We start from the raw sequence: 24,081 nt of genomic DNA on the forward strand, positions 1-24,081 counted from the left end.
TTATTGTGTTAATTAATCAACCGCTGCAAAATTACTATATATTATTGTGTGAATCAACTATTTGTCAGTTAATAATATTTAAATTGTCCTATTTCTTAACATTGCAGCCCAGTTTTTGATTACCCTCTCTTCATCCAAAGGTGCAGCTGATAGAGTGATGGGAGAAGAATAAGCAGCGAGAACAGGACGGCAAGGATGACGTGATGCTGAGTAGTAAAGATGTCTATAAGACGAATGTCGTCACTGGGATAGAAGATGTAAAGCACGAACGCCACGGTGTTGTTGACCCAGTGGAACACTACGCCTGGCACGATGCTATTTGTGCGATAGTACATCCATCCAAGGAGCAAGCCGATAAAGAACGCGTGAATCATTTGCGCCGGATTGAGGTGGGCCAACGAGAATAACAACGCAGAGATGGCTATCATGATCCAGTGGCGCCTGTTCTCAGCCGCACCGTCGAGCTTTGGCTTAGATGCCAGCAGAGCACGAAGCACGGCTCCACGGAACACCAGCTCTTCAACCAATGGCACGAGCAGACACACTATAAAATATCCTCCACGGGTGCTGAATATCTGACTCATCTCATCCTCGATGAAGTTGGGTAGCTCGGGCAACTGCTCCTGGAATGCTATGGAAGGAATAACTGAGCCAAGGGCAGCCAGCACCGACCAGAAAACCACGAACCACGGACGCGAGAGAAGATAGTCGCGAGTGGGAGCGGCCCATCCCAAGCGGATGAACACCATCAGGCTGACAACTGAAAACACGAGCATTGACACTATGGGTACGTATGGAGACTTCAAAAGGCTACCGCCATCAATGAACTGTAATGCAACTGTGATGATGCCTGACACCAGCAACTGTATGCCAAGGAAGATAAGTGTATAACTAATGGCTTTTTTCATCGTATTCTATTCAATAATTTCGTAATAATACAAATCATTTGTTTAAGATAGCGCGAGCTTTTGCCACGTCGATAGTCATCTGATTGACAAGGGTTTCACGCGAACTGAAATGCTTCTCCTCACGCAGACGACTAACGAAACTCACATTGATGTGATGACCGTAGATGTCGCCCGAGAAATCAAGGATGTTCACCTCAAGTGTTTGGTTATGAATGCCGAACGTGGGACGACAGCCAATATTCATTACACCAATATAGCCTTTGCCATCAACATCGACACGCACGGCATATACACCTGATGCAGGGATGAGACGGTTCTCATCGGCAACCTCCATATTTGCAGTGGGGAAGCCCAAGCTGCTGCCTATCTGCTCACCGTGGACAACAGTTCCCATAAGACTGTAGCAGCGCCCCAAACAGACGGCAGCCTCATCGACACGCCCTTCCTGAAGCATGCGTCGCACAACCGACGAGCTGACACGCACAGAATTGCCAGCGCCATCAGAACCGGTAGTTGTTACATCGACGGCATCGGCACAAAGTACGCTGATACCTAGTTCACGGCCATAACGTACATAGTCTTCAAAACCCTCCGTACGGTCGTGGCCGAAGCGATTGTCATAACCAGTAAGCAACACGTCGGCATGGAGGTCACGGAGAAGTACCTGCTCCATGAACTGTCGGGCAGAGAGAGCCGCCATAGACTTAGTGAAACGCAGTACTACAAGCACGTCAATATCCATGGCAGACAAGAGAGCCTGCTTTTCTTCAAGCGAGGTGAGCAGTTGCGGCTGCCAGTCGGGACAGACCACCTGTCGCGGATGGTGCTCAAAGGTTATTAGCATCGACTGTTTATGCTGTTCGCGAGCCATACTTTTCAGCCGCTCCACCACATGGCAATGACCACGATGAACACCATCGAAAAAGCCAATAGTTGCCACATAGCGACCATTGGGAACAGGTGTCTCGGAAGGATAGAAAACTGTTATCATTGCACAGACGATGCTGGAAAAACGGTGCAAAGGTAGCTAAAAAGCGGCGTTTTTGAGTCTTTTTACAAAAAAAATTTGGAAGTATCAGTTTTTTGCCTTACCTTTGCACTCGAATTCGGGCTTTTAGCTCAGTTGGTTAGAGCAACAGACTCATAATCTGGAGGTCCTAGGTTCAAGCCCTAGATGGCCCACTTCAAAAACAGGGAGTTACGCAAACAGCGCAACTCCTTTTTTCGTATCGAAAACGATTTTACGAATCAGTCAAAAGTCAATGAAGCCCGTCGATAGTTGTACGAGAGCCAATAACTTCGTTTCAGTGATTCAGAAAGGAAAGAACGATCAATAAGTTCCTTTGCCAGAAGATGTTCCGTGGCAAAAAAGTCCAGTTCTCGCTTTATCAGTCTGTCTGACAATCCAATACGATGAGCGAACTCTTCAAAGTCCTTTCGTCCGACGGTTCTTGTATCGGATAGCTGCATACCCTCTTTGAACAATCCCTTGTCAAGAGCGAAGATGCGAGGCATGCTTAGATGCAGACTGGTATTTATGAGGTCATAAGCGGGAGCAAGGTGATATTCCCCATCACCACGATTGATAAGTGAGAAGTTTTTCAAGTGTGCATCATCGTTTAGTGTAAGATAATTGAACACTATAATGCGGAAGAACTTAAGTATTTCTACAGGTGCTGCTTTGACGAATTTACGGATGATGTCAGCGCATTCCTCGTAACTCAGATTGTTGTATTTGTAGTCGCTGCCACCATTGGCATTTGTCAGTCCTGCAAGAGAAGCAAAATCTTCCTGACTGTATTTCTGTCCATTTGGCCCAACGTCAAATCGCCGACAAAGATAGGCAGCTTCACCGTCTCGGAAAAAGCAAAGGGCATTAGCCGCAGTTTCAATATGATATATTTGTGAGGCCAATTGCATAGTCAGGTGCTCGTTGGACGGACAGTACATGCGGTTGAGCAAGGCATAAGACGATGGAGCAGGTTTTAAGATGTATGTGCCTCGCTCATCTTCGGTGGGCTTCACCAAACGACCTTCTTCATTTACCACTAAACTGGCCTTGGGTTGTACACCAGATAGCGAAATGCGCCCTACATTTTTCAGGTAGGCTTCATTGTCGGCACTGTCGTTATTAGGACTGTCAAAGTCAAGTATATGAGAAACATCTTTTCCGTCAAACAGTAGTTTTCGAGCTGCAGGAGAATAAGTTGTAAAACCTTCCTGCAAGGTAGATGGACATATGTTTATCTCTATCATAATTAAAAGGGCTTAACTGTTACGGCTCCAATGGCATCGTGCTGAGCGGTTGCCAGCATTATACCAAAGTCATCGTTTTCATCGATGTGAAGCAACATAGACTGAACTTGACGGTTAGAACCTTCAGACAGCATATTATAAAAATATGGGAAAAGATGATCGGAGCGATATGACTCTTTCCGTAAGGGCATGGCCAAACATACAGGATCACCATGGTAGTCCTCGCTATAAGTGAACACGTATTCTCTTGCGTCCGTCTCTTGCAGAATGCCAGCTTCTACATCGTGAACATAAACCTTACATTGTCTCATAATCCAGCTGTTTTATGTTAATATCTGCCTGCAGGCCCAAAGTGTCTAATATCGTAAGCAAGGTAGCAAGTTGTGGATTGCCGTCTCCTCTCTCTATAGCTACAACAGTATTGATAGCCACATTAGTCAAATCAGCCAATGTCCGTTGGTTTATTCCGAGTTTTTTACGTCGTTCTTTAATTGCATTGCCAATTTCTTTTCGTGTCATACCTTTTCCCAATATATTGCGATTTTGGCTACAAAGATAGAAATTATTTTTCAAACACAAAGCAAAAATCGCAATAAAATGGGATTTTTTGCTATGTGTTTTACTCGGAAAGCTACTAGACCATAGTAAAATACCAATATATTGCGATTTTTATCTGTCTGTTCTCGCGTTGTTCTGACTAACCTATGGTGTAGTACTGACTAAGCTATGGTGCAGTACTGACTAAACTGTACCACAGTTCTGACTATACTGCACCACAGCTCTGACTATACTACACCATAGTTCTGACTAAATAAAAAAAGACCATTCGCAAATCGGTGGAATGGTCTTTTTTGTTCAGGATGGAGTCTTCACAGACACTCCTGATAGATGATTGTTTTAATTTTTGAATGTTTTATTATTATAGAGAAAGCATAGAAATTCCTCGTCAATATCGCCTGTCAGATTGATTATCGTGAACAGTTTTTTCTCTGGTTCGGCATAGAGCATTATCAGCTCCACCGTCTGTCCCTTCTTGTCTTTTCTTGTGTAGAAGGCACCCCGTTGCTCTTCCGTCTGGTAGTCCTGCCCTGGCAGAAAGCGTTTGTTGTTTTTTATCAGCAGCTGTTCGGCCTTTTCGTAGTAGTCGGCTTTGCCGGTGACTATACGTGCGCTTTTCAGCTTTGATATGGCCTGGAGAATGTTTTCCGGGCGCTTCTCGTCACAGTCTTTCTCGTCGTTTTTCTTGACGAGCTGCATCATCATCTTCGGACTTATGGTGACGCATGCCAGTGTCGAGTCGTTGTTATATATGCTCATGAACTTTTCTGCAAAGTCTGGCGAGTGTTGTGCGAATGCTGTCAGCTGCATGAACACTGCCACGAGCGTCATTATCACCTTTGTCTTCATTTCAGCTCTGTGTAGAGTGAGTCAGTGCTCATGGAGTCTGCCCTGTGTGCGTGGCTGAACCCTTCTGATATCAGCTCCAGTGCGTTCTCCATCTTCTCGTATGCCACGGCAGGATCGTTATATGTATCCTTGTATTCGGCATAGTTGATGTCGTCGCTCTGCTGCTGTTGCTGCATGGTGATGTTCATCGCGTTGCTCAGCGTGAGCACTATTGCCACAGCGGCGGCGGCGCGGAATAGTGGCTGCAGACGGTCTCTCATGGTGATGACGCGGGCTTTCACCACTTTCTGCTCTGCTTTCTCGTCAGAGCCGATGGCCGTTGCCGTCTTCTCCTCGCTCTCTTCTATGAGTGCAAGGATGCTCTCATCGAAGTCGCTGCCCAGTGCTGGTTCTTGCTCCATGGCTGCGAAGAGCGGCTTATACTGGCTTAGCTCCTGAGGCAGTTCGTTCTCATCCTGTGAGAAGAACGTCTTCAGTATCTGCTCTTCGTTCAGCGTTGTCTCGCCTTCGAAGTAGCGTTCCAGCAGTTGTTCTATATACTTATAGTCCATATTTCTCTGTTTCGATGAATTTCTGTTTTATTGCTTGTCGCGCTCGGAAGATGTTTATCTTCACCTGTTGTTCGTTAATGCCCATCACCTCGGCTATCTCTTTGTAGCTTTTCCCCTCAATGTCGCGCAGTTGCATGCAAGAGCGTTGTTTCTCGGGCAGTGTGTCAATGAGTTGTCTCACCAGTGCCACCCGGTCTCGCTGTACGGCTTGTTCTTCCGGGTTTGAGGCGTATGAACTGTCAGGTGGGTCGTGGGTGTCGTTGAGCTGTTCGTTCTGGTTCTCCGCGCGCCTTGTCTTGTCGAGTGCCAAGTTGCGGCAGATTGTCAGGCAGAAAGCCTCTATCGACTCTATCTTGTCCCATTGCTCCCGCTTTTTCCACACCTTTATCATGGTGTCTTGCACGACATCTTCTGCCTCCGCAGGATTGAGAGTGATGCGGAGTGCCAGTCTGTATAGCTCGTTTTTGAGTGGCAGTATGTCGGTGCGGAAGTCCATTATCTTTTCATCCTCTCTAAATATAGAGACGTTTGTGATTTTAAAAAGTTACAGTTGTCGAAAAATTTTTATCTATTACCTGTGGCGCACATCTTCTTATTTCTATAGGCACCGTCTCTACCGCAATGCAGTCTTCGCCCACTTGAAGCTTCACCACACACGCCTCGGTGTTCATAGGTTTCTGTTGGTCGAAGATGAAGTTGCCTATGCTGTAGTATATCATGCGTCCGTGGTATTCCTCTACTGTCTGCAGGGTGTGTGTGTGATGACACACCAGCAGGTCGGCACCGGCATCAATGAGTCTGTGAGCATCTATGCGCTGACTGGGCACAGGTTTCAGCGTATGTTCGCCTCCCCAGTGGAGCGACACTATTATCACGGCAGTGGGGTCGCTCTTCCTCAACTGTTTTATGCGCGACAGCAGTCTTTCGAAAGGCTCCTGACTCACCGTTGGTCTATTATCCAGATAAGCCCAGTTTTCCAGTGCCAGTCTTAGCGACGCTATGAGCCACACGTTGCGCGGACTCCTTGTTAGCAGCACCGGTTGGGCAGCCTGTTCCATTGTGGTGCCTGCCCCTACGGGCGTCATACCAGCCAGGGCAATGTTCTTCCAAGTGTCAGCGAGACCGCCGCGTCCCTGGTCTATGGAGTGGTTGTTGGCAAGGTTAAGATGCGTTATGCCATGCCTCTTCAGTGCATAGAGCCACTCAGGTTCGGCGCGGAAGATGAAACGCTTCTGCACAGGCGACTCAATCTTTGTGGCAGGACACTCCAGGTTGCCCACCACGACATCAGCCTCACGGAAAAGGGAGTCGATGCTCCTTGAGAAAAGAGCATCCACTCCCCGGTGGTCTATCACCTGGCGCACACCGCGGTCAAGCAGTATGTCGCCAGTCATTACTATGGTGCATTGGGCGTTGGCACAAACCATCCATGCCCCAATGACGCTAACAGCCAGAGCTGTAAAAAACCTCTTCATTATCTACAGGTGCTTCTTCCATTGGCACTATTATCTCCTTCATCCATTCAGGAATGCCCAGTCGTGGCTCTGTCTCCAGTTTCTTCTGCCATTCCTCGTCGTTCATGCGCTGTTCACCGTAGGGACGGGTAAACTCTCTGTAGGAGAACACACCTCCGCGCATGAGGTAGAGATAGCCCTGCAGTTCGATGATGACATATATCTCATCGGCATTGCCCACACCCTCGTAGAGTATGGTCTTCTGAGGGTTGTTGTCGGCATTGGCAGTATATACATCGGCAACGAGAGCCACGCTTCGCTCAGGACCTTGCACAGCACTCCATTCCCAAAGCTGCTGATCGTCGTTTTTTATCAGTTCGAGCGATATGTTCTCAAACGAGGCACCTATGTATTTCAATTGGTCATATTCCTCCTCGCTGAGCAGTTTGCCTTTCAGTTCCTTCTCGCTTGCTTGCAAGAGAAACTCTGCCATCTCCTTGATGCGTGTTGTGATGGTCTTTGAGCGCTCTGTGGTGAGACCGTAGGTGTTGAGCAGTGTCTCGGTAGATTCCAGCAGACTTATGGCGCGCTGCCAGAACTTAACGTTTGGCTCCACATAGCCCCTTACCACAGGGTTGGGAGGTCCGGCACCGCCACACTCGGCACCCATGGGCTGTTTGGCATAGAGAATGGCATCGTGCTTGAGTTCTGTCCATGAGGCAAGAGCGGCATTAAGACTCTTCTTCTCCCACTGTGGAGTGAGCATGAAATAGGGTGCCGACGTTTCCTGCTGGTTCAGTAGTTTTAGCGCAGAGAGCCACACGTTGCACACATTGTCGTTCCAGTTTATGGAGTCCATGCGCAGCTTCATCTTCTTCAGCGCATCCTTATATCCCTTCCATCGCTGAGGCTCGTTCTGCTCGTCGAGGAGAATCTTCTCTGCCTTGCTCACGCCCATAGCGGCAAAGACATCGAGACCTGTGGGTGTGGGACGTTTAGAGGTCTCCGATTTGTAGTCAACCATCTCCTGCAGCACCTCGGCATCGGGCTGATAGCGCTGAGGCATGAGGCGCACCTTGTTACGGCTGGTATGCGCGAACTTTGGGCGTATGCGTGTTTGTTTCTCCGCTATCTCGTCAATCTTTTTACCCAAAAGGTTGGGGTCAACATCACATGTCTCCATGATGTCGAGCTTGCTCACCTGCATCACGCTCACGTCGTCGGGCTGTCCCATGAGGAAGTCCATGGGCTCGGTGAGCTTTCTATATAGGTCTTTTAGCAATGGGTTGTTGTTTAGCTTAGAGGCAAGAACAGTCACCTTGAGCATGTCCATAGGCACATCGGTGCTGAAAGGCACTGTCTGCAGCCACATCATAGTGCGGAAGTAACGCTTCAGAGTGTCGTTGCGAGTATAGTGTCCGCGCGGACGAAACAGACTATATTCAAAAGGAACACTCTCGTAGCCAAGGAACTTCGAATAGCCGTTCTCGCTCTTCATCACGCGCTCATATTCCGTCAGAGCATCGGCATCGCCGTTAGGTGCCTTTTCGTGGAGCAGGGCTCTCGCCACTGTGAAGTAGGTATTGAGCCAGTCCTTAGCAGCCTTCGTGTCGTAAGCACTGTCGTCGGGCGTTTGGTCGTTGGTGATTACCTGCTGTGTAAGTTTGCAGAACTTGTCAAGCAATGGGAAGAACCTATGCTCCTCTACATTGCGCAGCATGGCGTCGAAGTAGAGGTGATAGAGTTGCAGGTAGAGGTCGGTGGTGACAAATGCAGGAAACTGATGGTAGTCGTTCTGCTCATATACATGAAACAGTTGCTGGTGCTTTGTAGGAACAATGGCAAAGCCGTTGCGTGCCAGCTGTTGCTGTAGCAGTGGGTCGAAAGTCTTTAGTAGTCCGGGATTGATGATGTTCTGCACGTTGACACGCTTGTCGGCACCAGCGTTGAAGTTATCCTTCAGCAGCTCGTCTTCGCGCTCCTTCACGCGCTTCATGAAGTCAAGCTCCTCCTGGGTGTAGTCGAGCAGATGCAACTCGTCGCCTATCCTGTAGTAGTTGTCGCGCCATGTCTCGTCGTCCTTCTTCTCAAATTTCTCATAGTTCTCTTCTATCTTACCATCGAAGAGCCACACCAGTGAGTCGTACCACGTTGTCTGGGAGTAGGTGCTTCTCAAGTAGGAGTCGCGGAAAGGATAGCCGCGCTTGGCAGCCGGAGCATTGCGCAGTATGCGCAGTTCGCTTACCGACAGATTGGTAATGTCCATCTGTAGGTCCAGACTGTCTTTCAGCTTTTCCACTTCAAGCACCGCAGGCTTCACTATGGCTTCTGCTTCTGTGGTAGTGGTTTGCTTGCATGCAGAAGTGACGAGCAGTGATAATAGTGCTAATAGAACAGTTTTTTTCATTGGTAAAATTTGATTTGGTTTTGGAATATCCTGGTAGCCGTTGCTTTGTCGGTGCGATGAATAAGGAATCGTTCAAACTTAAGACCGAAGTCGCTCCATTGCCAGTCTGCCACGGAGTAGAGACTGTCCGACGAGGCTTCAAGACTTCTCACACGTCCGTTAACATATCGGAAATCCTTCAGTATGCCTCCGAGCTTAGAGCCCAACCACAGCGGACGAACTTTCTTGCCGTTTACAAGTTTGAAGATGAATATGCGTCGCGCTTTCTCTGGATAGAACCGAGTGCTTTTTATCACACCAACCAGAGCTTCGGCTTTGCCGTCGCCGTTCACGTCGCCTGTGCAGAAGCGGTAAACGGGGTAGGGCAGGCGCCAGTCATTGAGGAAATAGAGAGAGTCGTGGGTCTTGGTGAGAGTGAAACCATTGTCCGCCTGCAAGTCCGTCAGAATCTCTTCCGGCACAGTCCCACGGCATATTTCTGTGTTTAGAAAGAGAGCAAACAGAAAAAGAACGAATCTAATCATATCTTTCATCTTTCATCTTTCACCTCACAGCATCGCCTTTATCTCCTCTTCCAGGTCTTTCATCTGGCTGCTGCGTTTCTGCAGCTGACAGTTGCGGTCTATGGTGAAGAACTCCGGCAGCGATGAGACGTTATATTTGATTGCGCTCTCTCCATCGGCATCGCGCACGCAGATCCATGGCAGGTGCTGAGTCTTCTGGCGCCAGAAGTGTTCGTCCTGGTCGAGTGCTATCTGATAGATCTCCAGTCCGCGGTCGTGGTATTTGTTGTAGAGGTCGCGCAGCATCAGTATGCGCTGTGTTGACTCTTTCATAGTGAACGTGTGGAAGTCGAGCAATACCACCTTTCCCCTCAGCGAGCTGAGCTGCTGAGGCGTGCCGTGGTTGTCGTCATACACAAGGTCTATGATGCCCAGCTCTGTTATCTGTGTGTTGTTGCTGTTCATCATGCGGGCAATGGCTTTGCGGCGCTCTGTCTGCTTCTCAACAACTATGTTGTGAAGGTTCTGTGCGCGCTCTGAACCAGGGTAGAACGTGTCCCACGATGTGGCAACGGCGGCAAAGGTGCGCAGGTCGTCATAGTTCGTCTGAGGGTCGAAGATAAGCCAGCGGCCGAGTGTCTGGAACAGGGCGAAATAAGAGTAGGTCTTGTTAGGCTCCTGATAGATGAACTGCTCGGTGACCATCTGCTTATAGACATTGATGAGGCGTGTTAGAGAGTCCTGTGCCACGCTTGGAGCCAGATAGCGGTTCTCGTCGATGGCTATCGCCTTGCGCAGCAGCTCCTGCTGAAGCAGCGACAGCTGACGTATCTTCTCACAGTTGTCAGAGCCTTCCACCTCATAGTCGGCTGCCATGTTGGGGTAGTGGGCTTTCACCGTAACCGTCTCCGTGGAGTCTATTGAGATGTTGATGATCTGGTTGTCTATGCGCAGACGGTAGAACTCCGGCGCGGCGGTGGTGTCGGCCTTGAAACAGAAGGCACCGTCTTCGCTAAGCTTAACGCTGTCAAGCAGTTTCATGCCCGACAGGGCCATGTGCTCAAAGTAGAGCATTGAGTCCTTGGCACCTTCCACGGTGCCTTCCACAGTGAACTTCACACTATTGTTGTCGCAGGCTCCAAGTGTCAGCAGACAGAGTGCGGCTAAAATGATTTTTCTCATGTCTTTTCTTGTTTTTGCAGGCAAAAGTACTAAAAACCACACTATTTCTTGCACAAAGAAGGGTTTAAAATCATAAAAAACTGAAATAATTGGTTTATATTTCGTTGATTTATATATTAATGTGTAACTTTGCCCGACTTTTTGCGCCAAAAGCGCACATTTTATTTATTTTTTAGATGTTTTAAACAAGATGAACGTAATTACAAAGACCCTTCAATTGGCTGATGGACGTACCATCACCATTGAGACCGGGAAAGTGGCAAAGCAGACCGATGGTGCTGTCATGCTGAAGATGAACAACACTGTACTTCTGGCCACTGTTTGTGCCGCAAAAGATGCAGTTCCCGGAACAGATTTCATGCCTCTGCAGGTAGATTATCGTGAGCAGTACAGTGCTGCCGGCCGTTTCCCCGGTGGATTCACCAAGCGCGAAGGCAAAGCCTCAGACAATGAAATCCTTACATCGCGACTCGTGGACCGCGTTCTTCGTCCACTCTTCCCCAGTAACTATCACGCAGAAGTTTTTGTCAATGTCATGCTGCTCTCAGCCGACGGCGTTGACCAGCCCGATGCACTGGCTGGATTTGCCGCTTCAGCAGCTTTGGCATGTTCAGATATCCCCTTCGAGTGCCCCATCAGTGAGGTGCGTGTGGCTCGCATAAACGGCGAGTATGTCATCGATCCTACCTTCGAGCAGATGAAGCAGGCCGACATGGACATCATGGTTGGTGCTTCTGCTGAGAACATCATGATGGTGGAAGGTGAGATGAACGAGGTCTCTGAGCAGGACCTGCTCGGTGCCCTGAAGGCTGCCATGGAGGCTATCAAGCCTATGTGCGAACTCCAGAAGGAGCTGTCAAAGGAGCTTGGCAAGGACGTTAAGCGTGAGTACAACCACGAGGTTAACGATGAGGCTCTGCGCGAGCGCATGAACAAGGAGCTCTATCAGCCCGCCTACGACATCACAAAGCAGGCTCTGCCAAAGCAGGACCGTGCCGATGCATTCGAGAAGCTTCTCGAGGACTTCAAGGAGAAGTTCTTCGCAGAGCGCGCTGAGCTGGCTGAGGACGCTAAGGGCGAGATTAGCGACGACGAATACAGCGCAATGATGGACCGCTACTACCACGACGTTGAGCGCGACGCTATGCGCCGTTGCATCCTCGACGAGGGCATACGTCTCGATGGTCGTAAGACTACCGACATACGTCCTATCTGGTGCGAGGTGTCTGCTCTGCCAATGCCTCACGGAAGTGCTATCTTCACACGTGGTGAGACACAGAGCCTTTCTACATGTACTCTCGGTACAAAGCTCGACGAGAAGATGGTTGACGATGTGCTCGACAAGAGCTATCAGCGCTTCCTCCTCCACTATAACTTCCCTCCATTCTGCACAGGCGAGGCTAAGGCTCAGCGCGGCGTAGGCCGTCGTGAGATTGGTCACGGCCACCTGGCATGGCGCGGATTGAAGGGTCAGATTCCTGCTGACTTCCCTTACACTGTGCGTCTCGTTAGCCAGATTCTTGAGTCTAACGGCTCTTCATCAATGGCTACCGTTTGTGCCGGCACACTGGCTCTGATGGACGCAGGTGTTCCTATGAAGAAGCCTGTCTCTGGTATCGCAATGGGTCTTATCAAGAACCCTGGCGAGGACAAGTACGCTGTATTGAGCGACATCCTTGGCGACGAGGATCACTTGGGCGACATGGACTTCAAGACCACTGGTACAAAGGACGGTCTGACAGCTACACAGATGGATATCAAGTGCGACGGTCTGTCGTTCGACATCCTTGAGAAGGCTCTCATGCAGGCAAAGGCTGGTCGTGAGCACATCCTGAAGTGCCTCACCGACACCATCGCTGAGCCACGCGCCGACTTCAAGCCACAGGTTCCACGCATCGTACAGATCGAGATTCCTAAGGAGTTCATCGGTGCTGTCATAGGCCCTGGCGGTAAGATCATCCAGCAGATGCAGGAGGACACCAAGACCACTATCACCATCGACGAAGAGGAAGGTGTAGGCAAGGTACAGGTGTCTGGTCCAGACAAGGAGTCTATCGACGCTGCTCTGGCAAAGATCAAGGCTATCGTTGCCATTCCTGAAGTAGGCGAGATCTATGAGGGCACCGTACGCTCTATCATGCCTTACGGATGCTTCGTAGAGATCATGCCTGGCAAGGATGGTCTGCTCCATATCTCTGAGATCGACTGGAAGCGCCTCGAGACCGTTGAGGAGGCTGGCATCAAGGAAGGCGACAAGATTAAGGTTAAGCTCCTTGAGATTGATCCAAAGACTGGCAAGTACAAGCTCTCTCACCGTGTGCTCATCGATAAGCCAGAGGGCTATGTAGAGCGTCCTGCACGCCGCGAGCGTGGTGAACGTCCTGAGCGCGGCGAGCGCCGTCCACGTCCTGAGCGTGGTGAGCGTCGTCCACGTCCTGAGCATGGCGACCGCCATCAGCATCACGACCACGGACAGGAGGAGTATCGTGAGCCACAGGCCGACCGCGAGCCAAAGGACTTCAGCGATGCCCTGGATCACATGGACTTCTAAAAAGCCGACCCCTAAAAACCCACCCCTAACCAATTCTTGGACAAGCCAAGCGTCGCAAGCGCCGAGCGCCCGAGGGGAGGGGGATTGAAATAGCAAAGCTTTGCAAGCAACAAGTGCTATAGTGGAGATTCAATAATAATGAGGATACATCGAAAGGTGTGTCCTCATTTTTTGTGTTTCGTGTGTTTTCTGGTAATTATTTTATATCTTTGCATCGCAATTGGATTATTGATAATTCGAAATTAATATATGTTGAAACGCAGTCTATTACCTATTATTATATTATTAGCATTTATCTCGTGTGGAGAAAAGCGTTATCCGTCAGAATTAGTCATGGCAGATAGTGCCTATATGCGTGGTGACTATAAACGTGCAGACAGTCTGTTGGACGTCTATATTGTGAATTCTTCTGTAAATAACGACGAAGATTCTTATGCATATTCGCGTCTGCTGTGCCTTTGTAAAAAATTTGTTAGGTCGGGAATAACAGGTAGTGATTTGCCATTAGCGGACTCCCTCAGTTCGTATTTCAAAAACCGTGGTGCTATACGGAAATATGGTTTATCCTGCATTTTTCTTGGAAATGCATTCCAAAATGGTGAGGACTATCCGTCGGCAATGGAATGTTATTTGACATCAAGGCAGATTTCTATGGAACTAAACGATAGCGTTATGTTAGGATGGGTAGAGAAAGCTATAGGTAATCTCTATTTTGATCAACGAATGTTAGATAAGTGTATTCCGTATTATCAGCATTGCTATGAAATCGCTCATGCGATGAAAGATACACTTCGTATGGCCCAGACTTCTTATAAGATGGCTTTTGTTAGTACGATAAAGAACGATGCTGATAGTGCTATATATTTTTATGAAAAGGCGATTGACCTTGGACAAAATTCGCAACTTGCAAGCCTAATATTGCCTGCTGCCAAGCAGCAAATAAGTGATATTTATATACAGATTGAGGAATATGGCAATGCACTTAAATATATGTCACGCGACTCTATGAATAGTGCTAATTGGGGCTATTTCCATTATGGTCAGCATCATTTGGATTCAGCTGCGTTCTATTTTAAAGAAGTCTATGAAAACGAGAAGTTGCGTGGACGTGCAGATATGCTATTTATGCTTAGCGCTATTGAAGAGGAAAAGGGTAACGTTGTCAATGCTATAGATTACTTGCATAGGTATGTCTCTACATTGGATTCTTTGCAAGCTCAAACACGAACTGAAGAAACTATGCGCGTACAGGCTCAATTTAATTATAACAACATTAATACAAAGTTACAAAAGACTGTTCATGAAAATGAAAAGTTGACAAATACGCTAATTATAATTCTATTTGTAATAATTGTATTGTCGTTGATTTCTTTAATTGTTTTTAAAGAATATCATCATAAGAAATCAAGCGAACTGGAACGTGAGCGGCTGTTTCGTATGGAGGAGCAGAGAAAATATATGCAGAGCGTTGATAGAATAGAAGAGAACAATAAACGTATTGCCGTATTAGAAAAGCAGTTGTCTGAAGCACTTGATAATCATGACTTAAATGCAATAGAACGTATAAAGCTTGATAAAGCATGGTTATATTCCGAGAATGAGTCTATTCAGAAAATACAGGAGCGAAATATAGCACTTCGAAATCTTCTTTTGAATTCCAATGTATATTGTAATATCACGAGAAGCAAAGATAATTGTGATATTCGAATGAGTGATAATGACTGGAAAGAATTAGAACGTCTTATAGATGATGTGTATGATGGTTTTACAAGTCGTCTGTTAACTATTTGCAATCTAAGTGAGATAGAATTGCGGACGTGCTATCTAATAAAGGTTGGTGTTCCTTTGAAAAATATTGCACAAATCCTGTGTTTGTCGTTACAAGGAGTTAGTATGACTCGTTCACGTCTTTATGAGAAGATACTGAAAAAGAAAGGTAGTGCCCCAGAATTTGATAACTTTATAAAGAACTTCTAATATTTTATAGTTGTATTAATTGTCTCCTTACTGGTTCTTCTCGATGGAATCGGCAATATTGAATTGTGAAGTTTTTGTGAAGTTAATTGTTTGCAAGAATTTGGTAACGAGAGTAATTTTGCAGATGTGTTTTTGTTAACTTCAAAATTCAAAATTCTTACAAATTTGCAAAATAATAACTATAGTTACTACGTTGTTAAAATAGTTAATGAGGAGATGAAATTATGAAATATTTGTTTTTAATAATGTTTTCAATGTTGTGGTCTTATGGTAGTAGAGCACAGAATATTATTGGTGAATATGAAGATGGAAGCTCATATTTAGAATCAGATACATTAACGGAAGGTGTGAAATGCACCTTCCGTTATGCAGATAACAGACACGCTTCATGGAAGATTATGATTGATCCGAACGGAGAACCATTGAATGCTGTGGAAGACAGTTGCTGTATCGACTTACATGTAAAATCACCATCAAATATCGAATTGTGGCATACTTGGCGTTATTCGGAAAAGTTTATTAAAGGTGATGCAAAATATATAATAGGGCATGTTTATGCAGAAGATAAAGCCGGAAATAGAGACACAGTGAGGCTCGTTTTTGATGTACTTCCACGAAAGCCTAAACTAATAAGAGGAACAGTGGAAAATTTGGATATAGAGCGTGGAGAAGCTAATGGCATTCCATATTTTGCAGCAGGCGGTGATACAAAAATAGAGTTTGACCTTGTAAATACCCATGATGTTGCATTCCACGTGTATGAAGATTATAGAGAGTATAGAATAATTTTTGATGGACAGTATATCTTTCCAATAAATGATTTTACGGGACCGTTTACATTTAATCTTTTGTTTTTGGATTTTGCCTATGTTGTTGCAGAACCAGAAAATCGGTTTGGCAGAGGCGTTCCTTCAGATACCATTGATACGATGGACTTTATAGAAGATGAAGAACTTAGGGAGTCATTAAGAAATGGCTATCGTTTAACATCGGTTGAGTCTAACGTTGTCAAAGATGTAAAATTCAGAAGAGACGGACAATATATATGTGTCGATGATGAAGAGGTAAATGAAATACTCTTAATTAATATGCATGGCATTGTAATTGCAAAAGCCTGTGGTAATAGATTACAGCTGCCTGTCAATGTTGCGCATGGATGTTACATCGTTGAAGTAAGAATGCCTGATAGAAAGATTACTAAAAAATGGAAATTGTAATATCAGAAATCATTTACGAAGCGAGCACCGATGATACTGACAAGAAAGCTGGCGTAGAGGTAACGCAGATGGACGAGGAATTCGCCGACATGGACAAGGAGTTGTACACACCCGAGGAGGCCTACGAAATGACGATGAAGGATGTTAAGGCTATCTACGACGATGCAACAATATAACCTTTATTAAGAGAAGAATAAGATCTCTTTAAGAGAAGTGTAAGATCTCTTGGAGAGAAGTTAAACTTTACTCCGAGAGAAGTTAAACATCTCTATAGATGTAGTTTTTAATACAATTGAAAGTTGTATAAGCAGAAAATATCGTTCGATGAAATCGGGCAGAATCTGTTCTGTGTAATCTTGTGAACTTTTTGTGAACCAAATTGCTTGCTTCTTATTTTCTTTTTCTTTATCTTTGCAACATCCCAAACTACAAAACCTATGAAGCGAATCGTCATATTTGTAGCGTTTTTGGTCATAGCGATTACAGCAATGGCTCAATGGACATACCATCCTTTTGCAAAGGAAGGAAAGGTTTTTGCTGGCGGTGAATGGACATATAAGATGGAAGGTGACACCATTATCGGTAACAATAGCTATAAGCGCGTGTTCATTACGGAAAAAGGTAAGGAGACTCACTATTGGGGAGCAACACGTGATGAAGGCATGCAAGTATATATGATAAAGGCGGGCGAAATCATGGAGAAATTATACTATGACTTTGGTAAAGACAACAAATATGTTGATACGATAGGAAACAGAAAAGTTACAATAGAAGAATGCTTTTTCGGTGCCACTGATGCAGGTGATTATCGTAAAGTTCGTTGGGTGTTTCCTGAACAAGGAACAGGTATCATAACAACTGAAGATTATATATGGGTTGACGGAATTGGGAACATTGGCGATCCATTTAATCTTATTAGTGGATGGGGCTGCGTAGATTGTTACGAAGATGGCGTTTGTGTCTTTAATACAGATTTGATAGCACAAATATTCCTAAATCATTCAACTTTCATAAAAGCACCCTCTTTTTCTCATTCTATTAAAAATGCACTCTTCGACCTTCAAGGTCGCCGCATCACAAGCACACCTTCGCGAGGTGTGTATATTAAGGACGGAAAGAAATATGTGAAGAAATAAAACTACAGAGCAAGTATTATTAATTTAAAAGTATTGTTTATGAAAGTATCTTCTTTTTTGTTGACATGCTTTATTGCGATAGCATTAACTGCATGCGGTGATGATGACAATGAAACGAAACCAGTTGAGCCATCGAAGAAAGCGGAGACCGTTCTGCCTATAGTGAAGGAATACTCTCAGGAAGAGTTTAGTGCACTGTTCGTGGGCGGACTATGGCAGAGAACAGCTATCCATGATGTTTATGCTGATGGAAAAACTGGTGATAACATTCTTTCTTGGCTTGATGGTATGGGAGCTATAGCTTTCTATGCAAAAAGTGCCAACGAGCTTCGCTATCATGTTTCTATAATAGACCCGACCGTACCTGATGTTAACACTGACGTAACCTTCTCCTACGCTAATCAGAACGCCCTGACTATTGACCGTAACATTATAAATGGAGATAAAGGAGCTACGGCATATACCGTTCTTGAGGTTAACGACAGCATTATGCGTCTGTTAGGTCCTGCGTATCCTCAGAAGAGAGAACCAGAAGCTGTGAATGGTCTCTATATCTTCCATCGCTTAAGCAAAGACGAGGCAGAAACGACTTTGGACAAATGGGACAAAGGAGAAAAATGGTGATATAGAAACGAGATAAAAGAAAAGAGGACGTGTCATAATTAACCACAACGGATTTCACGGATTAAACGGATTTTCTAAGTTACTGATTATCAGTAGGGCTTAAATCCGTAAAATCCGTGAAATCCGTTGTTTTTATAAAAAACATAAACATAGGTATTTAAAATGGGACTGAAGGTTACAGAATTGCGATGTGTTATAGTCAGGGGTGCGATGTGGTTCTGACAATACCATTTTACAAACTCGTCGAGTTTGGTGACCAAAGTCGACGAGTTTGGTCACCAAAGTCGACGACTTTGGTTTTCAGGGTAGTAAAAACAAGAATACGAGGATGTCAAAACTATATTATAGAACTGTCAGAAAAGAGGGTGTATCAAAATTGACACACCCTCATTTTTTTGTGGATCTTACTTCGGCTGCTTTCCGATGTAAGCCAGAATACCGCCGTCAACGTAAAGCACGTGGCCGTTTACAGCGTCAGAGGCGTGTGATGCCAGGAACACAGCGGGACCACCAAGCTCAGAAGGCTCGAGCCAGCGTCCGGCAGGAGTCTTGGCACAGATAAATGAGTCAAACGGATGGCGGCTGCCGTCGGGCTGACGCTCGCGCAGAGGAGCCGTCTGAGGTGTTGCGATGTAGCCCGGGCCAATGCCGTTGCACTGGATGTTATACTCGCCATACTCTGAGCAGATGTTACGTGTGAGCATCTTCAGGCCGCCCTTCGCAGCAGCGTAAGCACTTACTGTCTCACGGCCGAGCTCAGACATCATTGAGCAGATGTTGATGATCTTACCTTCCTTGCGCTCCATCATCTCGGGGATGACAGCTGAAGAGCAGATGAACGGACCAACGAGGTCAATGTCGATGACCTGCTGGAACTCGGCACGCTTCATCTCGTGCATTGGAATGCGCTTGATGATACCGGCATTGTTGACCAGGATGTCAATCTGACCTACCTCAGCGTGAATCTTCTCTACAAGAGCCTTTACAGCATTCTCGTCGGTAACGTCGCACACGTAGCCCTTCACGTTGTCTATGCCAGCCTCTTTATAGTTAGCCAGACCGCGCTCAAGAGCAGCCTCATTGATGTCGTTGAAGATGATGTTCTTTGCACCTGCTGCCACGAAAGCCTTTGCGATGTTGAAACCGATACCGTAGGAAGCGCCAGTAATCCAGGCGTTCTTTCCCTCAAGTGAAAACATGTTTGTCATAATAATTTTTTTTATTAGTATAGTAAATTAATTTCACTGGCAAAGATAGCCATTTTGAAATGATTATCAACAAAGAATTATCATAAAAAAAGGAAAAAAGTTGGCTTTTCTATTTCTTTTCCATAACTTTGCCCTGATAATATGAGAGAAAGACTATCCTGGATTGACATGTTGCGTGGTTTTTCCATGCTTGCCATACTGTGGTGGCACACCGACATGTACTATACTGAGCTACCGCTCGTCGCCTATGAGTATTATGTGGGCGACGTGCTGGCAGTGTTCTTCTTTCTCTCAGGCTATCTGTTCTATAGTGACAAACCACTTGACGTGCGCCATAGGCTGTGGAGCATCTTCCGCTGGCTTGTCGTTCCCTACTTCGTATTTACTTCGGTCATAGCCCTGCCAAAAGCATTGGCACACGACGCCTTTGAGGGCGTCATGCCCCTTGTCATTGTCATCGTGAGTGGCAACGCGTCGTGGTTCGTGGCCGCCCTTATATTGGCAGAGCTGCTCTTCGTAGCGGTGTTGAGGCTTAGCCAGCGTTCTCTTCTTGCTGTTTGTGTCTTGGCAATCTTCTCGCTTACCTTTGCCATGACCATCGGCATGACAGGCTTTCCATATTATAACCAGTTGAACCTGTGGCACGTTAATGAAGCCGCTCTGGGCGTTTTTCTCATGGCGCTTGGGTATGTGTTCCATCGCTGGCAGGAAGTGGCTGAGAAGTGGCTGAAAAGCCCTGTGGCGATTCTTCTGTTGATAGCAGCATTTGTTGGCATGAAGATAGAGATATGGTTCAGCGGTGCTCAGCTCATATTCTGTCCGATAGTTGTCTCTGACCGGCAGCTGTTCATTGCCGACCTCCTTGTGGCTGTGGCATTTCTTGTGGCGCTGTTCTTACGGTTGTCGCAGTCGCCATTGTTCATGCGCACTCGTCTTTCCAAGGCCATGACGTGGGTGGGCCGTCATTCCATAGTCTATTATTTTATTTGTGGCGGTGTGCCGTTAGTCACAGCCCGTCTGCTTTCTGTTGCAGGCCTGCCTTTTGTTGCCGATTCTTCAGCCATCTCCTTCGCCGCATTCTGGCAAATGCCGCTTGCCTTCCTCCTTGTATGCCTGTTCTCCACCGCCATCGTCTGGGCCGTCTATCGGTTCACAAGGATTGTGAAATAGCTACCTTATTTGACTTTCGAATGCAAAATAGCGACCGCGAATTGAACGAATTTTACGAATTGTAGCTTCGCTTGGATTATGATAATAATTCCGAATTTCTCAAATTGAGGAATCACAGTGATTCCTTTTCGTGAAATTAGTCACAATTTAGATGTTAACTACGTAGAAAATTCGTATTATTCGTTCAATTCGTGGTCAAAAGAACAAGCGAAAGTTGAGTTAAATAATAATAACTTTTGTAGATACAAAAAAATAGGCGATGCCGTTGTGGCACCGCCTATTATTATATAAAGATGTGTGTTATCTTTGGCTTAAGCCTGAGCGCTTACGTCTTCCTTGATGGTCTTACCCATTGTGAGGAATGCTACAGGAGCAGCGATGAAGATAGACGAGAGTGTACCGAAGACAACACCCAGAATCATTGCGAACGAGAAGCTGCGGATGCTATCACCACCGAGGATGAAGATACAGAGCAACACGATCAATGTTGTTGCAGAGGTGTTGATGGTACGAGAAAGCGTCTGGTTCAGTGACTCGTTGAACACGAGCTGGCGGTCGCGCTTAGCATAGAGCTGGAAGTTCTCACGGATACGGTCGAACACCACCACCTTATCGTTGATAGAGTAACCGATCACGGTCAGGATAGCACCGATGAAGGTCTGGTCAATCTCAAGTGACATAGGAACATTGTTCCAGAGCACAGAGTAGAAGCCGAGAACGATGAGTGCGTCAAGAGCCAGAGCTATGGTAGCACCTGTAGAGTAAGCCAGGTTGCGGAAACGCAGCAGGATGTAGAGGAAGATGGCGAAGAGAGCAATGATGACTGAGATGATAGCACCATTGGTGATGGTCTTAGCCACTGAAGGTCCAACCTTTGCAGAAGAGATGATTGAACCACCCTCGCGAACGTCAGGATTCTTGAAGTCCTGGATGTTTGCCTGGCTGATGAATCCGCCCTTTGTCAGTGCCTCATAGAGGATGTCCTCTGCCTGGTCGTCGGTCTCAGGATTGTTTGACTCGATGTCCCAGTTGGTAGAGATACGTACTGTCTTGCCGTCGGTACCCAGAGCGATAACATTGGTGTTGGCAGCCTGACCAGCCTTCTCGCCAACAGTGTTTACGAATACGCCCTGCAGTGCTGTGCGCACATCCTCAACGTTAACCTCCTTGTCGAGTGTAACAACATAGTTACGACCACCAGTGAAGTCGATGCTCTGGCTGAGTCCGCGTGTGAAGAGGAAGCCGAGGAACACCACTGCTGCAACGCCCCAGATGGTGAATGTGGTCTTCCACTTACCCATGAAGTTATACTTGCTGTTGGTGAATAAGTTCAGGAACTTAACACCCTGGAAGTTGAGGTTCTGCCACTTGTCTTTCTTCATGCGGTTCTCGTAAACCAGACGTGTCATGAACACAGCGGTGAAGAACGATACAACGATACCGATGATCCATGTTGTAGCGAAGCCCTTGACAGGACCTGTACCAAAGTAGAGCAGGATGATACCAGTGATGAGTGATGTGAAGTTAGAGTCGAAGATAGCTGAGAAAGCGTTAGAGTAACCCTTTGTGATAGCTTCCTTGACGTTCAGACCGCGACGGAGCTCTTCCTTGGTACGCTCGTAGATGAGCACGTTAGCATCGACGGCAGTACCCAGCGTAAGCACGATACCTGCGATACCAGGCATTGTCAGTGCGGCCTGGAACGAGGTGAGGATGCCAAGTGTGAAGAACAGGTTGAAGAGAAGTGCGATATCAGAAATGATACCTGGGATGAAGCCATAGAGGCAGATCATGTAGATCATCAGCAGCACGAAGGCGATGACGAACGACATTATACCCTGGTTGATTGACTGCTGTCCGAGTGAAGGACCAACAACCTCTTCCTGTACGATGCGGGTAGGAGCTGGCATCTTACCAGAGTTAAGAGTGTTTGCAAGGTCTTTGGTATCCTCGATGGTGAAGTTACCGGTGATCTGTGAGCGACCGCCATCAATCTGTGTGAGGATACGTGGAGCTGAATAAACAGCGTCGTCAAGAACGATAGCAACAGCCTTGTTGATGTTCATCTTGGTGATCTGTGACCAACGACGAGCACCGTCGCTGTTCATCTCCATAGATACGCATGGGTGACCCATCTGGTCGAAGTCGTCCTTTGAAGAGGTGATAACATCACCCTCCAGTGGAGCGCGACCGTTAGGCTCGGTGATCTTCAGTGCATAGAGAGCGAACACGTCACCGCTTGTGCCTGTGCCGAAGTCCTCAGCCTTAGCACCCCACCGGAGCTTCAGCTCTGCGGGCAGCACCTGGTTTGCTACTTCAGAGTAGATGACCTTGTTCACGTCGGCAGTATCGCGTGCAAGAGCGTAGCCAACGATGGCAAGACCCTGTGGGATTGGCTGGAACACAGCGAAGAGAGGATTCTCCTTCAGACGCTCAGCCTTGGCAGCAGCGTCAACCTTCTTGCCAGCCTTTACAGCGAGGTTCAGCAGGTTTGACTCAGCAGCAGTGGTGTCAGCAGCAACAGTGTCTGCTACCTCTGCTTTTGCCTCAGCCACCTCAGCAGTAGCTGTTGTGTCAGCAGCCTCGTTGCTCATAGCTGCGAGATAGCGTCTCTCGAGCTGTGACAGCAGAGGATAGATCTCCTGTGAGTTATAGGTCTCCCAGAACTCGAGGTTTGCTGAGCCCTGGAGGAGCTTACGTACACGCTCGGGCTCTTTCACACCAGGCATCTCAACCATGATGCGTGACTGACCCTCGAGGCGCTGGATGTTTGGCTGAACGACACCGAACTTGTCAACACGCTGACGAACAACGTTCTCGGCATTGTCAATGGCTGACTGAACCTCAGCACGGAGAACAGACTCGATCTCAGCGTCGGTTGACTGTGTGCTAACCTTGCCCTTCATCTGCTGTGTAGCGAAGATCTCTGCCAGGTTGCGGCCCTGAGCATTCTGCTTCCAGCGGTTGATGAACAGTGAGATGAAGTCGTCCTGACTTGTCTCTTCGTCTTTCTTTGCCTCGGCAAGTGACTTCAGGTAGGCAGGATCCTGCTTGTGGTCAGCGAGAACGTCAACAACATCGGGTACAGAAACCTCCATGATAACGTTCATACCGCCCTTCAGGTCCAGACCGAGACCGATTTCCATCTCCTGGCACTGCTTGTAAGTGTACCAGCTGAAGATACCATCACCGGGGAAGGGGAACACTTTTGTGTTCTTGATTGAATCGAGAAACTCCTGTCCTGCCTCTTCGCCCATGGCCGCTGCCTTGTCATTGTAGTGCTTGGTCACGAAACCGAAGGACAGATAGAAGCAGCAGATGAGCACTAGTGCCACTGCAATTGTCTTAACTAATCCTTTGTTTTGCATTGTTTTTATTATGTTATTTAATTAATTTTATGCTGTTATTTTGGTTATATAGCGCATTTTAGCCTGCAAATATAGCTATTTTTCTGCTTTTCGGAAAATTTCTCACCTATTATTGCACATTTTTTAAGGTTTTTCGCTCACTTTCCTTATAAATAAGGTGAA

21 protein-coding genes and 1 tRNA gene are annotated in these 24,081 nt (G+C 46.7%); 8 read left to right on the plus strand and 14 right to left on the minus strand.

Annotated elements, in window-relative coordinates; all coding sequences use genetic code 11:
• Positions 1 to 119: 119 nt before the first annotated feature.
• Both M1L52_RS04575 and M1L52_RS04580 read right to left on the minus strand, forming a co-directional pair.
• Positions 120 to 908, minus strand: coding sequence for a CPBP family intramembrane glutamic endopeptidase (locus tag M1L52_RS04575; RefSeq protein ID WP_248613723.1), 789 nt, complete (start codon positions 906 to 908; stop codon positions 120 to 122).
• 34 nt (positions 909 to 942) lie between these two features.
• Complete coding sequence (locus tag M1L52_RS04580; protein WP_248613726.1) at positions 943 to 1,899, minus strand: bifunctional riboflavin kinase/FAD synthetase; 957 nt, start codon at positions 1,897 to 1,899, stop codon at positions 943 to 945.
• 117 nt (positions 1,900 to 2,016) lie between these two features.
• Between M1L52_RS04580 and M1L52_RS04585 the strand changes: the two genes are divergently transcribed.
• Positions 2,017 to 2,090: transfer RNA gene (locus M1L52_RS04585), tRNA-Ile, on the plus strand.
• A gap of 66 nt (positions 2,091 to 2,156) precedes the next feature.
• On the opposite strand, the gene M1L52_RS04590 is transcribed toward M1L52_RS04585, so the two are convergent.
• From M1L52_RS04590 to M1L52_RS04635, 10 genes are all read right to left on the minus strand, one after another.
• Positions 2,157 to 3,164, minus strand: a complete 1,008-nt coding sequence (locus tag M1L52_RS04590; RefSeq protein ID WP_248613728.1) for a type II toxin-antitoxin system HipA family toxin — start codon at positions 3,162 to 3,164, stop codon at positions 2,157 to 2,159.
• Positions 3,165 to 3,166: 2 nt separating this feature from the next.
• Positions 3,167 to 3,475, minus strand: a complete 309-nt coding sequence (locus M1L52_RS04595) for a HipA N-terminal domain-containing protein (protein WP_248613730.1) — start codon at positions 3,473 to 3,475, stop codon at positions 3,167 to 3,169.
• Positions 3,462 to 3,683 (minus strand): helix-turn-helix domain-containing protein, encoded by a 222-nt coding sequence (locus M1L52_RS04600; protein WP_248613731.1) that lies wholly within the window; start codon positions 3,681 to 3,683, stop codon positions 3,462 to 3,464. Before M1L52_RS04600 ends, M1L52_RS04595 begins: the two co-directional genes overlap by 14 nt.
• Positions 3,684 to 4,061: 378 nt before the next feature.
• Entirely contained in the window at positions 4,062 to 4,571 is a 510-nt protein-coding gene (locus M1L52_RS04605; RefSeq protein WP_248613733.1) for a DUF4252 domain-containing protein, read from the minus strand.
• Complete coding sequence (locus tag M1L52_RS04610) at positions 4,568 to 5,122, minus strand: hypothetical protein (RefSeq protein ID WP_248613735.1); 555 nt, start codon at positions 5,120 to 5,122, stop codon at positions 4,568 to 4,570. Before M1L52_RS04610 ends, M1L52_RS04605 begins: the two co-directional genes overlap by 4 nt.
• Positions 5,112 to 5,618 carry an RNA polymerase sigma factor gene (locus M1L52_RS04615; RefSeq protein WP_248613737.1) on the minus strand — a complete coding sequence of 169 codons (507 nt, stop codon included), beginning with the start codon at positions 5,616 to 5,618 and terminating at the stop codon, positions 5,112 to 5,114. The genes M1L52_RS04610 and M1L52_RS04615 overlap by 11 nt, the downstream gene beginning before the upstream one ends.
• Before the next feature lie 40 nt (positions 5,619 to 5,658).
• Positions 5,659 to 6,597, minus strand: a complete 939-nt coding sequence (locus M1L52_RS04620) for a CapA family protein (protein WP_317231472.1) — start codon at positions 6,595 to 6,597, stop codon at positions 5,659 to 5,661.
• Positions 6,566 to 8,983, minus strand: coding sequence for a DUF3160 domain-containing protein (locus tag M1L52_RS04625; protein ID WP_248613739.1), 2,418 nt, complete (start codon positions 8,981 to 8,983; stop codon positions 6,566 to 6,568). Before M1L52_RS04625 ends, M1L52_RS04620 begins: the two co-directional genes overlap by 32 nt.
• The gene (locus M1L52_RS04630) at positions 8,980 to 9,507 is read right to left on the minus strand and encodes a hypothetical protein (RefSeq protein WP_262917935.1); all 528 of its coding nucleotides are present in this window, start codon (positions 9,505 to 9,507) and stop codon (positions 8,980 to 8,982) included. Before M1L52_RS04630 ends, M1L52_RS04625 begins: the two co-directional genes overlap by 4 nt.
• 24 nt (positions 9,508 to 9,531) lie before the next feature.
• Positions 9,532 to 10,668 carry a TlpA disulfide reductase family protein gene (locus M1L52_RS04635; RefSeq protein ID WP_248613741.1) on the minus strand — a complete coding sequence of 379 codons (1,137 nt, stop codon included), beginning with the start codon at positions 10,666 to 10,668 and terminating at the stop codon, positions 9,532 to 9,534.
• 190 nt (positions 10,669 to 10,858) lie between these two features.
• Here M1L52_RS04635 and M1L52_RS04640 point away from each other — a divergent pair, with 190 nt between their 5' ends.
• The 6 genes from M1L52_RS04640 to M1L52_RS04665 all read left to right on the plus strand — a co-directional run bounded on the left by M1L52_RS04640 (position 10,859) and on the right by M1L52_RS04665 (position 18,173).
• Positions 10,859 to 13,219 carry a polyribonucleotide nucleotidyltransferase gene (locus M1L52_RS04640; protein ID WP_248613742.1) on the plus strand — a complete coding sequence of 787 codons (2,361 nt, stop codon included), beginning with the start codon at positions 10,859 to 10,861 and terminating at the stop codon, positions 13,217 to 13,219.
• A 249-nt stretch (positions 13,220 to 13,468) separates the two neighbouring features.
• Positions 13,469 to 15,196: a tetratricopeptide repeat protein gene (locus tag M1L52_RS04645; protein WP_248613744.1), complete on the plus strand. Its 1,728-nt coding sequence runs from the start codon at positions 13,469 to 13,471 to the stop codon at positions 15,194 to 15,196.
• Between the two features lie 224 nt (positions 15,197 to 15,420).
• Positions 15,421 to 16,413, plus strand: coding sequence for a hypothetical protein (locus M1L52_RS04650; protein ID WP_248613747.1), 993 nt, complete (start codon positions 15,421 to 15,423; stop codon positions 16,411 to 16,413).
• The gene (locus M1L52_RS04655) at positions 16,401 to 16,589 is read left to right on the plus strand and encodes a hypothetical protein (RefSeq protein WP_248613749.1); all 189 of its coding nucleotides are present in this window, start codon (positions 16,401 to 16,403) and stop codon (positions 16,587 to 16,589) included. The genes M1L52_RS04650 and M1L52_RS04655 overlap by 13 nt, the downstream gene beginning before the upstream one ends.
• Positions 16,590 to 16,850: 261 nt before the next feature.
• Complete coding sequence (locus tag M1L52_RS04660; protein ID WP_248613751.1) at positions 16,851 to 17,549, plus strand: hypothetical protein; 699 nt, start codon at positions 16,851 to 16,853, stop codon at positions 17,547 to 17,549.
• Between the two features lie 39 nt (positions 17,550 to 17,588).
• Positions 17,589 to 18,173 carry a hypothetical protein gene (locus M1L52_RS04665; protein WP_248613754.1) on the plus strand — a complete coding sequence of 195 codons (585 nt, stop codon included), beginning with the start codon at positions 17,589 to 17,591 and terminating at the stop codon, positions 18,171 to 18,173.
• A 404-nt stretch (positions 18,174 to 18,577) separates the two neighbouring features.
• Here the strand turns inward: M1L52_RS04665 and M1L52_RS04670 are convergent, their stop codons facing one another.
• Complete coding sequence (locus M1L52_RS04670) at positions 18,578 to 19,381, minus strand: gluconate 5-dehydrogenase (RefSeq protein WP_248613756.1); 804 nt, start codon at positions 19,379 to 19,381, stop codon at positions 18,578 to 18,580.
• Positions 19,382 to 19,522: 141 nt separating this feature from the next.
• On the opposite strand from M1L52_RS04670, the gene M1L52_RS04675 reads away from it, so the two are divergent.
• On the plus strand, positions 19,523 to 20,551 hold the full coding sequence (locus tag M1L52_RS04675; protein WP_248613758.1) for an acyltransferase family protein: 1,029 nt from the start codon (positions 19,523 to 19,525) through the stop codon (positions 20,549 to 20,551).
• 311 nt (positions 20,552 to 20,862) lie between these two features.
• Here M1L52_RS04675 and secDF read toward each other — a convergent pair whose 3' ends face one another.
• The gene (secDF, locus tag M1L52_RS04680; RefSeq protein WP_248613759.1) at positions 20,863 to 23,919 is read right to left on the minus strand and encodes a protein translocase subunit SecDF; all 3,057 of its coding nucleotides are present in this window, start codon (positions 23,917 to 23,919) and stop codon (positions 20,863 to 20,865) included.
• Positions 23,920 to 24,081: the final 162 nt, after the last annotated feature.

It is taken from the genome of Prevotella sp. E13-27, from assembly GCF_023217965.1.
GTDB lineage: Bacteria > Bacteroidota > Bacteroidia > Bacteroidales > Bacteroidaceae > Prevotella.